We start from the raw sequence: 15,846 nt of genomic DNA on the forward strand, positions 1-15,846 counted from the left end.
TATTATTGGGTTATATTAATTACACTACCGGAGCGGGTTTCCTGAATGGTTTTGATCCCTTTTGCGGTTTCTTTCTTGACACGAACAAGGCCGCCTTCATTATCGTACTCGTAAAAAGTACTGTAATTGTTTTCATCCAGTTCCGACATCAATTTGAAAGTTACCGGATCATAGACAAATGATTTGACACTTCCCTGTAGCGGATGAATCCTGATATCATCAAAATAGACCGGGATACTCGGGCTCATGTTTTCCAGCTCGATTGCCATTGTAATGGTTGCTGTTGGTATTTTGAATTTTTTAACGACACGCTGCCATCCGTCAATAATATCACCGTTGGCTTTAACCACTAAGGAATCAATTCTTTGGGCAGGGATGTCCAATGCTTCTTTATTATTATAGAAAACGATTTTTATTATTGGGTTTTCGTAATTCTTTACTTGTATAAAAGACTCTTCTTTTACCCACGCACTCAGGATATATTCTTTTCCCGGTTCCGGTTTGAAAGAGAAACAGTCATCACAGAAATCTTTTATCGCAGCAGTTCCGCAGACTACTTTTCCATCGGCTAATTTGTCTGAGAAATAGGTTTCATCTGAAGCCAGTAACTCAAAATTATCGTGTCCGTAATAGGTACCAACCGTAAACTGATTGATGTCTGATAATGGCCATTCCGTTGGAGTAAGATCTAAAAGATACTGTAAAGATTTAGTAAGGAACGGTGTTGTTCTGGCAGCCAGATTATCTTTAGGCGCTAATGACGGATTGTAATTAGGATCCTGATCTCTTGGGATTCCCTTACTGGTATACGAATCTCTGTCGATATAGAAACCGTTTTCGATACCCACTACGTATAAGTGAGGCAGTTTTGGTTCCGTTTCTGCTTTATTATTGTTGTTGAACATCTTAAAGGTGGCTCTTAAACCGGCAACATTGTCTGTCTGGGCACCATCGGTTACCATGATCACAAAAGTTGGTTTCATAGAGTAGGCTAAAGCACCATCCAGTCCACTTTTCCAGTAATCGGAAGCCTGGCTGATTCCGGTTTTACCGTATCGTTTTCCTAACTGATCGATCCAGTTGTTAAATTGGCCAACGTTACCCGCTGTCATTTTAAGAGGAGCAATAAAATCAGTTCTGGTATTGGCGTCACTATCCGACATACCGGTGATGGAAACATGTATGTTGGATCCGATATCATCATTCGTTTTGGCTTGTTGCAGTACAAATGATTTTAATTGTTTTTTGATTTTATTGAATTCAGTGGCATCAATAGAACCCGATTCATCTATGACAAGGGCGACATGCGATACACAGGACAATTCTTTAGGACAGAAATCGATATTTTTTACGTGACCGTCTTTCGTATTTGGCACACCATTGTTATAGGTAGTCGCCACAGTAGTTGCTGTAAGAGCGTCTTCATATTTACTTAAATCAATTGCCGTAATCGATCCCGTAGCAGATTTAGGAAGATATACATCACTTTCCGTAGCTGTTTTGGTGAACGAGAAGCTTATGGCACTGCTGGTATTGATGAAATTGTAGATCATGGCAGTCTTCTCCGTAGTATAAGGAGCCATTGCTGCAATCTCTTTGTGCGCATATACGTTTACATCAATGCCGTTTGGAGTAGTTGCCAGTTTACTAATCAAGGCAATAAACAAACGGTGCATTTCCGGAGAAAGCGGGTTGTCTTTGGTACACGAAATAAACGGTACGCATTCGTCAATCGTAATATTTTTGGTAAATAAGCTCACACATTGTGAAGCTCCGTTGGCTACTAATTCAATTACATAGTCTCCGGGAAGCTCTGGTGTAAAAGTATAAAGCCCTGTTGTATTGGTTACGGTATTGACAATATTCCCGGAAGAATCTGTACTCGTCCAGGTATAGTTCAGATTTGTAGATGTTGTTTCGAAAGCAAAATCAACCGGTTCTTTCGCACAATATCTGTCCACCACTTTAATGGCTTTCGTGAATGTGGTTGAACATTGATTATCATCTTTCACAATTAAGGTCACAACATAATCACCGGCTTCCGTAAAACTATATGAATACAAACTGGTTGTATTAGATGGCAATGTGTTTACCGGAGTTCCTGTTGCAGTAGCTGTAGACCATTCGTAGGTTAAACCGGTAGCAGTAGTTTCAAATGAAAACTTGCTTTGGGCATTGGTATAGAATTTTTCTGCGGTTGATTTTAAAGTTCCTGCTATTGGATCGCAGTTGACTATATTTAGATGAATTGGGTTTCTTGTTAGAATAAGATTCCTATTCACATTTGTAGGGATTGTGATTTGAGGATGGGTTGAAACACAGTAATAGTCTCCGGCATCTGACAGGTCTAAGTTAGGGATAACAAATTTTCTTGAAGTTGCCCCGGCAATTAAAACACCATTTGGACTTATCCCTTTATACCACTGAAAAACTTCGTTAGGAGAAAATCTTTCATCTTCATACATAGTTAAGGTTACTGAGTTTCCAATATTTCCATTTATGGTTTTTTCGCTATCTATTGCAGCTTGATACGCATAAGTTAGATAAAGAAAAGTTGAATCGTATAAATTATATTGAGTTTCAAAATCTGCAAAACGGAATTTGTTAGAGTGAAAATTGAAAGCATTAAATGACTTTAAAATTGTAAAATTGAAATTAGGAATTGGTCCGGTAAACGAATTATTGTTGATAAATATTCCTGCCAGTTTTGATAATTGGGTTATTTCATTTGGTACATTTCCTTCAAATTTATTATTGGATAAATTGAAGCTGGATAGATTGATTAATTTACCAACGTTCGAAGATATTGTTCCAGTCAATAAATTACTGGTTAACTGTAATCTATCTAGTTTTGTTAGATTATAGATTTCCTCAGGAATAGTTCCATCAAGTTTATTAATAGTGAAATCAAGAACTTGCAAATTTGATAATTTTCCAATTTCCGCAGGAATATTACCTGATAGTTTATTGTAAGAAAGGTACAAAGTTTTTAGTGAGGTCAAATTCCCTATTTCTGAAGGTATTGCACCCTCTAAATTATTGTTCATTAAGTCGATGTTCTCAGCTTTAGTTAATAATCCAATCTCTTTAGGTATTGAACCACTTAATTCTAAATTCCTTCCTAATTGTAAATATATAATATCAACTAACTGACCAATTTCGTGTGGGATTGGCCCACTTAGTTTGTTACTTCCCAAATCAAGAGATCGTAGTTTAGAAAGCTGCCCTATTTGCAATGGAATTGTGCCTTTGAGATTGTTACGATTTAGATATATACGGGTAACGTGACCGTCAGTTACCTCAACACCATACCAACCCGGATTTGCACCATTATTGCTGTGGTTTTGCGAAATGACTGGGGTTGAAAAATCCCAACCTTGATTACTCGTCCATTTTGTACCTTCAGTACTATTGTAAAGTGCCAGTAAAGCATCTTTTTCAATCTGTGGAATATCAGCCTCTGCTAAAGAACGATTTGTATTAGCTTTTGTAGTTTGGGCATTAGTTTTGTTTGAATTTACATTTTCATATTTTTTTATCGCCAGATAATTATCGGTATGTATCTGTCGCATTAATGTAATTTCACGATTTATATCCTGATCCTTAATACCATGTTCTCTTAAAGAAATGGCAGCTTTGGTTACATCAAAACCTGTTTCTGCATCACTCAAATCCTGCGCAAAGGACGCCAATGAACAAAACACTATACAAAGAGTGGTGATCCAGTATTTTTTTATTTTAAGATTGTTTGCCATAATCTAATTTTCTTTTTTTTATAACTACTTGTCCGTTAAAACAATTAGTGTTTTTTTATCTTAAGTGAGTTATATTTTTGAACTAGAGTTTGTTGAACTTTGACCTGTTTTTTTTGCCTGTGCAGTTGCTTTTTTGACAATGTTGATCACCCCAGTAATTGGAATACATTCTGCGATTGGACAAAAATCAATATTACGGACATAACCACCGGAACCATTAGATCCGTTGCTATAATTGGTCGTAACCGCAGTGGTGCCCTGTGCACCGAAATACTTACTTAGATCGATAGTTGTAATTGTTCCCGAAGCAGATTTTGGTATGTAAACATCATTTTCAGCTCCGTTTTGAGAAAACGAAAAGGTTACTGCCGCATTTGAATTACTGAAATTGTAAATGCTGTTGGTAGTTCCTGCTACATAAGAAGATAAAGCGATAATCTCATTGCGGGCGTATACATTTGCATCTGTTCCGTTTGGAGTATTCACTAGTTTTGTAATTAAATTGATGAACAAACTGTGTACTTTTTGCGTAAGCGGATTGTTTACCGTACAGGAAACAATTGGAGTACAATCCTCTACAGTAATATTTTTGGTAAACAAGGTTTTACAACTGGTTGCCGTCTTCACAATTAATTCTACTTCATATTCACCACCAAGCTGCGGTATAAAAGTATACAGGCCTGTTGTGTTTGTAGCAGTATGTACAATAGTACCGGAAGCATCTGAACTGTTCCAGGTGTAAGTTAGACCTGGGGTTGAAGTTTCAAAGCCAAAATTTATGGGTTCATTCGCACAATATCTTTCAACAATGACCTGAATAGGTTTTGTAAATGTTGTGGTACATCCATAGGTGTCTTTAGCAATTAGTTTCATTTCATAATCTCCGCCTTCTGAAAAAGTATACGAATACGATGCTTTAGTAGTTGCTGGTGCTACATTTACAGGAACTCCTGCCGCCGTCGCTATGGACCACTCATACGTTAAACCGGTAGCGGTAGTATTAAATGTGAAACTGCTTTCTGAATTAGTGTAAAATTTTTCTGTTGTTGTAAACGTTCCTCTTATTGGTGAACAGGGGGCTATTAATAATCTAATGGGTTCTCTCAGTAAAATAAGATTTCGAGAATCATCGTACGGTATTGTCATTTCAGGATGTGTCGATAAACAGTAATAATATCCTTCATCGGACAGCTTTAAATTTGAAATTGTAAGTTGTCTTGATTCAGCTTGAGGAATTAAAACCCCATTGGGATAGAGTCCCTTATACCACTTAAACTTATCATTGTCGGTGTACCTGTGAATTCCATCATCAGACATGGATAAAGTTACTGAACTACCAATACCACGATTTAATGTTTCAGTTTTATCAGTGTTGGCTTGTAGGCTATACCAAAACGAGGTACCTAAGTTTTTATACTTAGAAAATATGGGTTCTATGTCAATAAATCTAAAATAGTTACTCCCTATATACAAGTTAGTTAGGTTAAGAGTACTTAAACTGACAAGGGAGCCGCTAATTTTATTTCCGGCTATAGCTAAATAGGATAAATTAGTCAATTGAGCAAATTCAGGAGGTAGTGAGCTGATTGAGTTTTGTGCACTATTAATAGTTTGTAAGGAATTTAGACTAGATAGCACTGACATGTCTGTTATATTGTTAAAATAAAAATTAAAGAAGGTTAATTTTTTTAATGCTGAGAACTCTGAAGGTAAAGGGCCTTCAAATGTATTATAATCGATTTGTAAATTGGTTAAATTTATGAGATTAGCTAAAACTTTCATATTATTTTTCAAACCGTGCCCTTGCAATCCTAAAGAGGTCAGGTTAGTTAAGTTTTTAAAACTTTCGGGAATAGATCTGTTATTATAATCTAAAGTTCCAATTTTATTAAAGTTGTTTCTGCTTAATTGTAAAATTGCCAATGTGGGAATTTGCCCTAAAACACTATAGTCTCCTTCTAACTTATTAGAAGTCAGGTCTAAGGATGCTAACTTCGATAGTTTATAAAAATCTTCAGGAAAAGTTCCGCTTATGTTGTTACTTGGTGCTCTAAAAATTTGTAAGTCTGTTAACTTTATTAAAGATTGAAGATTTCCATCAAAATTACAATTAGAGATATATAGATGAGATAGTTTCGTTGATTCACTGAATGCATCTATATTTCCTCCTTCAATTTTATTGTACATAATAGAAACTGTTCTTAGTTCTGTTAAGGCATTTAGATTTGGTAAATATCCTGTTAAATTGTTACTATTTAGATTCAACCTTGTAATCCTTCCTTCATCGCTGATTTCATCAACTCCATACCAACCAGTATTAGTGCGTTCATTCCAATGTGTGACTACCGAATTGGGATCATTTATTGGCCAAGCTCCCTGATTGCTGATCGTATTTTTCCATGCGGAACCGTTGGTACTATTGTATAAAGCGACTAAAGCTGCTTTTTCCTGAGCGAGAATCTCAGGGCTGGCCAATGCTGTCTTGTTTGTATTTCCTTTTTTACTTTGTTCAGCACTAATCTTTTGTAAAATAGCATCTTCTATTTTTTTAGTTTCAAGATAATGACGTTTTTGTATATCACGCATCATAGAAATTTCAAAATCAATGTACTGATCTTTTACCCCATTTTCTCTTAAAGTAAGGGTTGTTTTGGACACATCAAAACCAATTGTTGCATCACTTAAGTCTTGAGTAAAAGAAGCCAATGAACAAAATACCATGCAAAGTGTGGTGATCCAGTATTTTTTTATTTTAAGATTGTTTGCCATAATCTGATTATCATTTTTTTATAACTACTTGTCCGTTAAAACAATTAGCGTTTCTGTCTAAGTGCGTTATATTTTTGAACGATTGTTTGTTGAACTTTTGCCTGCTCCATTTGCAGAAATAATATTCATTTTACCAATAGTAGGTGAACAGTCGGCAGCAGGACAGAAGTCAATATTTCGAACATATCCTCCGGAAGGATTATTAGATCCATTACTGTAATTGGTAACGACCTCAGTAATTTCCTGTGCACCGAAATATTTACTTAAATCAATACCTGAGATCGTTCCTGAAGCAGATTTTGGCAGGAGTACATCATTTTGAACTCCATTTTGAGAGAAAGAAAAACTTACAGCAGCACTGGTATTTACAAAGTTGAAAATTCTGGTTCCAGAAGTGGTGGCATACGAAGCCAATGCTATAATCTCAGTACGGGCATACCTGTTTACATCCGTTCCGTTTGGTGTGCTAACCAGTTTATTGATTAAATTGATAAACAGGCTGTGTACTTTTGGTGTAATTGAACTATTCTGTGTACAGGAAACAATTGGAGTACAGTCTTCGACAGTAATATTTTTAACAAGCAATGTTTTGCAACTGTTTGCTGTATTCACTACTAATTCTACAAGATACTCTCCAATAAGTTGTGGTGTAAAAGTGTACAAGCCAGTTGAATTTGTAGTAGTATGTACTATAGTTCCGGAAGCATCTGAAGTGTTCCAGGTATAACTCAACCCCGGTGTTGTAGTTTCAAACGCAAAATTAATGGGCTCTATCAGACAATATTTTTCGGCAATTACCTGAATAGATTTAGTAAATGTTGTAGTACATCCACTAGCATCTTTTGCGACTACTTTTATGATATAATCTCCACCTTCTGAAAAAGTATACGAATACGATCCGGCTGTATTTGATGGAGCCACATTGATAATAGCTCCAGCCGCTGTTGCTACAGACCACTCATACGTTAAACCGGTAGCGGTAGTTTCAAATGTGAAATTGCTTTCTGTGTTGGGATAGAAATTTTCTGCAGTTGTTTTGATATTTCCCGCTATCGCAGTGCAATTTTTTATGGTTAATGTAATTTGATTTCGGGTTAGAACCAGATTTTGTGTTGTTGAACTTGTATTTGTCATTTGAGGTTCGGTAGAGACACAATAATAAGATCCTGCATCAGCAGCTTTTAAATTAGATAAAGTATATTCCCTTGAAGTGGCCCCAGGAATTGCAACACCACCTGGTGCAGATCCTTTGTACCATTGATAAACCTGATTAGGTGTAAATCGGCCATCTTCATGCATTTTTAGCGTTACGGAACCTGTTGGAGATCCTGTTACTGTTGAAACCTCGTCAGTTTTAGCCTGAGGAGCATATTCAAATATGGAAGCACGTGATTTATAGGTACTGTATTGCGCTGCAAAGTCTGCAAAAGTAAATTTATTCGATTGAATCCTCATCCCGGTTAATTTGGTAAGATTGGACAGATCCGGGAATGTATTAGAGAATGAATTGTCTTCTATTGCAAGAAAATTCAAACTGGATAACGATTGAAAACTAATTGGTATTGCCCCTTCTAACTTATTAGAACTCAGTAACAGATGTACTAATTTTGGCATAGTACCCATATTGACCGGTATGGTTCCTGTCAATCTGTTTGTTTGCGCCCAAATCATGTTTAGTTTATTTAGATTACCTATTTCGGTCGGTATAGGACCTTCTATTTTATTCCATGCTATAGTAAGTTCTTCCAGATTAACTAAATTAGAAAGTGAAGCAGGTAGTGGTCCGGTTATCCCTGATCCACTAATATCCAAGTGTTTTAAACGGGTAAGATTACCAATTTGATCCGGTATAGTTCCTCCGAAATTTGGATTTGTATGTAAATTGATGACTTCTAAGTTGACCAATTCAGATAGTCTGGAAGAAATTCCTCCCGTTATATTTGAGTTAGGTATTGAAAGTTCTTTCAGATTTTTAAAATTGTATATTTCGTCTGGTATTGTCCCTGTAATAGTTGTACCGGTAACAATTAATGTTTCCAATTTTGTTAAGGTCGCCAGCGGTAAAAGAGTATCAGTAAACTGGCAAGAATTTAAGTTTATATTTTTTAGTGAAGTTAAATACTGAAAATTGGTTAAAGGTCCGGTTAACTGGCTATTATTATATAGATTTAGAGTTTCCAGAAAAGGCAAATTACGAAGATCAGGAAAGGTAACATTCATATTATTTAGATTGTTACTGCCTAAAACAATTGAGGTAACATGACCATCGGTCACTACAATACCATACCAACCCGTTCTGGTGTTCATATCCCACGACGTAACTTCAGTCGAAAAGTCCCATCCCGTTTTATTCGTCCAGCTGTCACCATTTGTTGCATTATACAACGTTTGTAAGACCTCTTTTTCACTTTGTGGTACGGCACTAGTTTTGGCGGAGCGTCCTGTAGTACTTTTTTTTGATGCTATATTTTGAAAAAAGGACTGTTGTTCTTTTTTCATTTCGGTAAATTCTTTCTGGCGATGCTCACGCATCATTGCAATTTCGCGTGCTATAGTTTCCTTGGAAAGACCGAGTCCCTTTAAGTAAACTGTTGTTCTGTTTACATCAAAACCTATTTCCTTATCCGTTAAATTCTGGGCAAAAGAAGCCAATGAAAAAAGTACGATACAAAGAGAGCTTAACCAGTATTTTTTTATTTTAAGATTGTTTACCATGATGAATTATCTTTTTTTATAACTACTTGTTCGTTAAAACAATTAGTATGTTTTTATGTTAAGTGAGTTATATTTTTGAATGATTGCTTGTTGAACTTTTATTTGCTCCATTTGCCCGACTAATGTTGATTTTACCAATTGTTGGAAAACATTCGACAGCAGGGCAGAAGTCAATATTTCGGACAAATCCGCCAGCAGGATTATTAGATCCGTCACTGTAATTAGTAATGACCTGAGTGGTTCCCTGCGAACCGAAATACTTACTTAAATCAATACCTGAAATTGATCCCGAAGCAGATTTTGGCAGGAATATGTCGTTTTCAGCTCCATTTTGAGAGAAAGAAAAACTTACAGCAGTACTATTATTTACAAAGTTGAAAATTTTGGCTCTTGAACTTGTGGTATACGAAGCCAATGCTATAATCTCATTAAGGGCATAACTATTGACGTCCGTTTCGTTTGGTGTAGTAACCAGTTTGTTGATTAAACTGATAAACAGACTGTGCACTTTTGGTGTAAGTAAACTGTTCTGGGTACAGGAAACAGGGTTGCCACCACAACTCGTTATCTGTACATATTTCGAAAATACGGTTACACAATTTTCAGCATTGGTCGTAGCAAGACTGATCTCGTAATTTCCTGCCTCAGTCGGTGTGAATGTATAGGTTCCATTTGTGTTTGATTGCGTATTCACGATATGTCCGCTGGTATCAGTAGCTTTCCATTCATAATTTAAAATCGTATCAGCTGTTTCAAATTTAAAGGTATAGGGCGTGTTCTCACAATGTGTATCACGAACCGATATAAGACGGCTGAAAGTTTTGCTGCAGCCTGTTGGGTCTTTAGCGGTTACTGTAACAAAGTAAGTGCCCTCATATTTAAATTTATAGATATAGGGGACGGTGATATCAGGATCACTAGTATTAATTATTTCTCCGCTTTCTAATGCGACAGCCCAGCTATAGGTTAAATTAGTTGCAGTTGTAGTAAATTTAAAAGAAACGTCCTCATGTGTAAATACAGTTTGGGAACGATTATCGATAAAGCCAATTATTGCCGGATCGCAAGTAACACCGGTTCCCGGGCAAAAATCGATATGTCTGATTTGCGAACCAAAATCACAGTAATCCAGATCAGAACCATCTTTCTTTTTACTCATCTTTCCTTCTCCACTGTATCTGCTTTTACAGGAAGTTATAAATTCTTCTGAAGTCATGTATTGACCAAAATCAGTATAAAGGGAATCTCTTATAGTTTTTTTAAGCTGTTCTATAGTTGTTTTTTTCGAATCATATCCAACACCCCAGCCAATTACGGCATCAACATCATATTCTCTGTCCGGAGAAAATGAAAAACGGGCTCCCGTAATTTTTTCTCTGCCGCTTACTTCAGTATAATTGCGTGATTTTGATACATAATTATATATTTTATCCTTACGGCCATTTGTGATGTAAGGCTTTAATGCAATAAATTCTGCCGTAGGTGCGCTGGCATTAATTTGCGCATCAGTTTCTCCCTGAATAGATCTCGAAATAAGGTTTACTAATAAATCTTCATATAAAGCTTTTACTTTTTGGGACTTCGGATTATCATTCGTACAAGAGTCTGTAATTAAACATAAAATACCCTGAACCATATCCGTTTCACATCCGTTAGAAGGATCAGTGATTTTTAAGTGTATCATATAGGTTCCCCCTGAAGGTAAGGTCATAGGGAAATTGGCTCCTTCTGAAGCACTTATTGAGACTCCTTTAGCATTAAATAATTCCCATTTATAGGTAAAACTTTCGGATGGTTTTCCGTTAGAATAAAAAGATAAATTATTAGATTCATTAGCGTAAACTGTTAGGCCATTATTGTAAGGCGAATTGTCTGTGGCTATATATCCTGATCTTTCTCCGCCATTATATATACAGGTTTCAATTGGAGTTACTAATTGGGTTAAATTAGTGATACAACCCCTAAGGTCTTTCGCTTCTAATTCTATTCTGTATTCTTCAATTGCAGTAAATGTAACAGGGAAAGTCGGTTGTATACCTGTACTGATTAATGATCCTGCTGCATTATACAGTTTCCATTTAAAAGTAAAGTTTGCCTCATTGTACCCGCTAGGATTACTTAATTTAAGAGGTGTTTCAACATTTACCGGAATTCCACGCCAATAGGTTTCTATATCGAAAGAACCCTGAAAACGATCTTCAGCCGGCACAATGCAGGCATTTGGATCTCTTCCTGTGATTATCTTTTCAGTATAGGAACAGCCTTGGGAATTGGTAACCTTTACGGTTACTTTATAATCTTCTGCTTTGGTTAACAAGATTAGGAAATTAATACTGTTTCCTGTATCCACTAAGGTACCATTGGCGTCATATAACTTCCATTCATAGGTCAATCCGGAAATAGGATTTCCATATTTTCCGTATGTAATGTTAACTCCGGTATTGATTAGTGTTCCTTTAGGATCTCCGTATACCTCATTTTTGAAATAAATTTCACCACTGCGATTCCATGAATCGGTACATTCCTGCGCAAAAGAAGCCAATGAACAAAACACCATGCAAAGTGTGATTATCCAGTATTTTTTTATTTTAAGATCGTTTACCATAATCTAGTTATCTGTTATTTTTTATGCTATTGCTTTTGATAAACAATAGCATGTTTTTTATCTTAAATGAGTTATAGTTTTGAACCAGTTTTTTTTGAATTCTTATCTGCCTGGGATGATGGATATTCTAAACTAAATCCACTTTGTATAACCCCAATGGTTGGTCGACAAGCTTCTGCAGGACAAAAATCGATGTATCGAATTTCTGATTCTTTATAACAGTCATTTGTATTTAAGGATATCTTACTTAGCTTTTTTGTTTTTTGTGCTTTTTGAAGGGTCGGTGGGTTTTCAGGGTCTGGAACAGAACTTTGCTGGGCATTCTGAACGTAACAAGAAATCAAATACTCATTTGAAGAGCTATACTGACTTAAGTCCATGTAAATTTCAGCTGCAATATTTGCAGAAAATTGAGTGAATGTTCCATCATAATCTGAATCATAATTCCATAATCCTTTTTTCATCAAGATCTGAACATCATAATCCCTCTCTGGTGAAAAAGAGAACCTAACACTAATTAATCTGCCCTGTTCATTTCGTACCGTGGTATAATTATAGATTTTATCTTTTGTACCATTTGTGATATAAGGTTTTAATGCTGTAAATTCATCCGTGGCTCTGCTGGCATTAATGTGCTCATCTGTTTCCTTGGTTAGGGATCTTGAGATAAGATTCTTTAACACACTCAGATAGATGTCTTTAATAATTTCCGATTTTGGATTTTCATTAGTACAGGAGTTCTGAATCAGGCAATTGACCGGTTTCGAGAAACTAAGAATACAGCCCGCTTCATTTTCAATAGCTACATTTACTTTGTAAAATCCAGCTGTTGTTAATGTTAATAAGTGTTTTTCCTGATTTCCGGAATCCACCAATTCATCATTGACATTGTAAATTTCCCACTTATACGTATAAGATCTTGTTATTTCGTAATCTGGACGAAATCCTAACTCTTTTGTCTGATTGATTTGTATGGTTGAAACCTCAGCGTTGTCCTCATTTTCGAAGGCAATAGATCCGGATAGATTCTCACCACTAAATTCGCAGGCTTCCGTAACTAGTAACTCTCTGTCAAAATAATGAGGACAATTATTACGGTCTTTGATTGTTAATTTCAGTTTTAAATTATCTGATGTTGTTGGTGTGAAAACAAATGTTTCTCCGGTAAAAGTGGTTATCGGTGTATCGTCCAGCTTAGTTAATTCCCAATTGAGTGTCAGATCACTTAAGTTCCACATGCTGTATGGCCAAAATGTAAATTCATTTGGTTTATTTATTAAAACCTGCGGACTATAATAGTTAGAATGAGTACGATTATATATAATACCAGTTACTGAATTCATCTTACAGTCATATGTAGGCCTAAATATTTTTTCAAAATGGGTTACGCAATCATTTGAATCCTTAACATCTACCATTATTGTATAGTCTCCTTCTCCATATTGAAGGTAAACTTGATAGGCATTACCTCCTCGCGGATCATTATAATATCCGCTATTTTCAGGAATCTTAAGATTCCATGTGTATGTCAGATCGGTAGCTGTAGTTTCGAACGAAAAAGTCGTATAGGTAAATAAGAAAGGAGTTTCAGTGTCCATTTTTATTGCTCCCTCTATAAGGGGACAATCTGCAACAACTTTAACGGTTAAGCCTTTATACGTTTTGCAGCCATTTTGATCTGTAATTTCTAAAGCAACTAAATAGTCACCGGGAACATTATAAGACCTGCTTGCTGTACTTGTTGCTGCACGGCCAATTTCAACAAAAGCCTGATTGTAGAAAATCCAATTATACGTAAAATTTGTAGCAGCTGTTTCAAACGAAAATGTAACATTTTGATTTGGAATAATTTTTTCACTGGAAGTCTTGATTTCTCCAACGATAGCGACACAAGCCGGTTTTGCCGCAACTTCCATAATTTTAGTAAAAGTAGTTTTACATCCATTACTATCTGTGACTACCAAAGTAACATTGTAGCTTCCTGGAGTAGGATAAGAATAAGTAGCTGAACTTGATGTAAAAGAGGTAGAATTACTTACGTTCTGAAAAGTCCATTCATAAGTTAATCCTGTTGCAGTAGTTGTTAAAGAGAAATTAACATCTGTGTTTGTAAATGTATTCTGAGTTGTTGGATTTATTGTTCCTATAACCGGAGTGCAATTAATTATACTTAATGTAATAGGTTCTCTTTCTAAAACTAACGGCGAAATATCAGGACTAGAAGTGTGATACGATCTGCAAATATATACTCCTGCATTAGAAGTGGTTAAATTTGAAATAGTGTAAATGCTGTTTACAGCTCCAACTATTTCTACACCATTTTTAAACCATTTATAGGTATCACTTGGCAAGTATTCTGTATCACCAGTCGCAAACATATTTAAATCTACAGATTGTCCTGCTGATTTAGGGATTTTTTCAGCTTTATTGATTTTAGATTGAGGAGAGAAAGTATGTGTTGTAACGTTCGTTTTATAAGTTTGAAATTGATTAATAAAGTTTTTAAAACGAAGATTGTTGTTATCGTATTGGAATGTTTTTAACAAAGTTAAATTTGTAAGATCTGGTAGTTCTCCAGTTAACTTATTTCTAGATAACGAGAGTGTACGAAGTTTGCTTAATTGATTTATTGCTGCAGGTATGCTAGTCAATAAATTATCGGCTAATATTAAATTTTCCAGCTTAGTAAGCTGACCGATTTCTGAAGGAACGGGGCCTTCAAATTGATTGCCCTGTAAGGTAAGATAATTAAGGTTAATTAGCGTGCCTATTTGTGGGGGTATTGGTCCGCTTAATTTGTTAATATGTAATGTAATTTGAGCGGCATTAGTTAAAAGACCTATTTCTGCGGGTAAGTTTCCTTCAAGAGTATTATAACCAACACTTAGAAAACTTAATTTTGTTAATTGTCCAATTTTATTAGATATACTGCCTGTTAATTTATTATTACTTAAATTTAACCAAATCAAATTTGTTAATTCATATAACACTACAGGGATATTTCCCTCTAATTTGTTTTGATTAAGGTAAAGATAAGCTAGTTTTCCTTTTAGTTGGCCAATTTCAGCAGGAATATTTCCGTCTAATTTATTATTTGAAAAATCTAGATTAGTAACATTAGTGAGCTGATCAATATTATTAGGTATACTTCCTGTCAAGGAGTTGATCCTTAAATTTATATTTGTAGCATTAGTTAATTGAAAGAGTTCTGCAGGGATATTTCCTTGTAGATTATTATAAGACAGGTCTACAGATTGAAGTTTATTTAACTGCCCAATTTCAGTAGGGATGTTTCCTGTTAGTGTATTATTGTTACTTAGATTTAGTGTAGTTAGCTGACTTAATGATCCTATTGTGTTAGGGATATTTCCGGTGAGTTTATTTTGTACTAAAGTTATATTTTGAATTTTAGTTAATTGCCCTATTTCGCCAGGAATATTTCCGGTTAAATTATTTTGGACTAAATAAAGTACGGTAAGTTGATTTAATAATCCTATTTCAGCAGGGATAGTTCCTGTTAAATTGTTGTTTGAGATTACAATACTGCTTACATGATTATTGGTAACGGTAATACCATACCAGCCTGTACCTCCATTCCATGAAGTAACTGGCTTTGAAAAGTCCCAACCCGTTTTATTTGTCCAATTGTCTCCGCCAGTACTGTTGTAAAAAGCTTGTAAAGCATCTTTTTCAGTTTGAGGAATATCTGTAACAAGAGAAGAACGATTTGTTTTATTTAGTATTTGTTGTTCAGCGTTTGTCTTTTTGAGAATATCGTCTTTAATTTTTACCATCTCTAAATATTGGCGAAGTTGTACTTCACGCATCATTATAATTTCTTGAGAAAGGTGCTGATCCATTATTCCATGCTCTTTCAAAGAAATTGTAGCTTTCTCCACATCAAACCCAATCTCTTTGTCGCTATACTGCTGAGCAAACCCCGCAATCGCAATAAAAAAACTAATTATAGTAAAAACTAATGTATATTTTAATTTCATCTGG

General features: G+C 35.4%; 5 protein-coding genes. All 5 read right to left on the minus strand.

Annotated features, from left to right (window positions below; genetic code table 11):
- Positions 1–2: 2 nt before the first annotated feature.
- Positions 3–3,755 carry a VWA domain-containing protein gene (locus HAV12_RS02670; RefSeq protein WP_171568349.1) on the minus strand — a complete coding sequence of 1,251 codons (3,753 nt, stop codon included), beginning with the start codon at positions 3,753–3,755 and terminating at the stop codon, positions 3–5.
- Positions 3,756–3,824: 69 nt separating this feature from the next.
- Positions 3,825–6,524 (minus strand): hypothetical protein, encoded by a 2,700-nt coding sequence (locus HAV12_RS02675; RefSeq protein ID WP_171568350.1) that lies wholly within the window; start codon positions 6,522–6,524, stop codon positions 3,825–3,827.
- Positions 6,525–6,590: 66 nt separating this feature from the next.
- Positions 6,591–9,239: a hypothetical protein gene (locus tag HAV12_RS02680; protein WP_171568351.1), complete on the minus strand. Its 2,649-nt coding sequence runs from the start codon at positions 9,237–9,239 to the stop codon at positions 6,591–6,593.
- Between the two features lie 67 nt (positions 9,240–9,306).
- Entirely contained in the window at positions 9,307–11,844 is a 2,538-nt protein-coding gene (locus HAV12_RS02685) for a PKD domain-containing protein (protein WP_171568352.1), read from the minus strand.
- A gap of 71 nt (positions 11,845–11,915) precedes the next feature.
- The gene (locus HAV12_RS02690) at positions 11,916–15,842 is read right to left on the minus strand and encodes a PKD domain-containing protein (RefSeq protein WP_171568353.1); all 3,927 of its coding nucleotides are present in this window, start codon (positions 15,840–15,842) and stop codon (positions 11,916–11,918) included.
- Positions 15,843–15,846: the final 4 nt, after the last annotated feature.

The organism is Flavobacterium sp. CLA17, assembly GCF_013112255.2.
Lineage (GTDB): Bacteria > Bacteroidota > Bacteroidia > Flavobacteriales > Flavobacteriaceae > Flavobacterium > Flavobacterium circumlabens.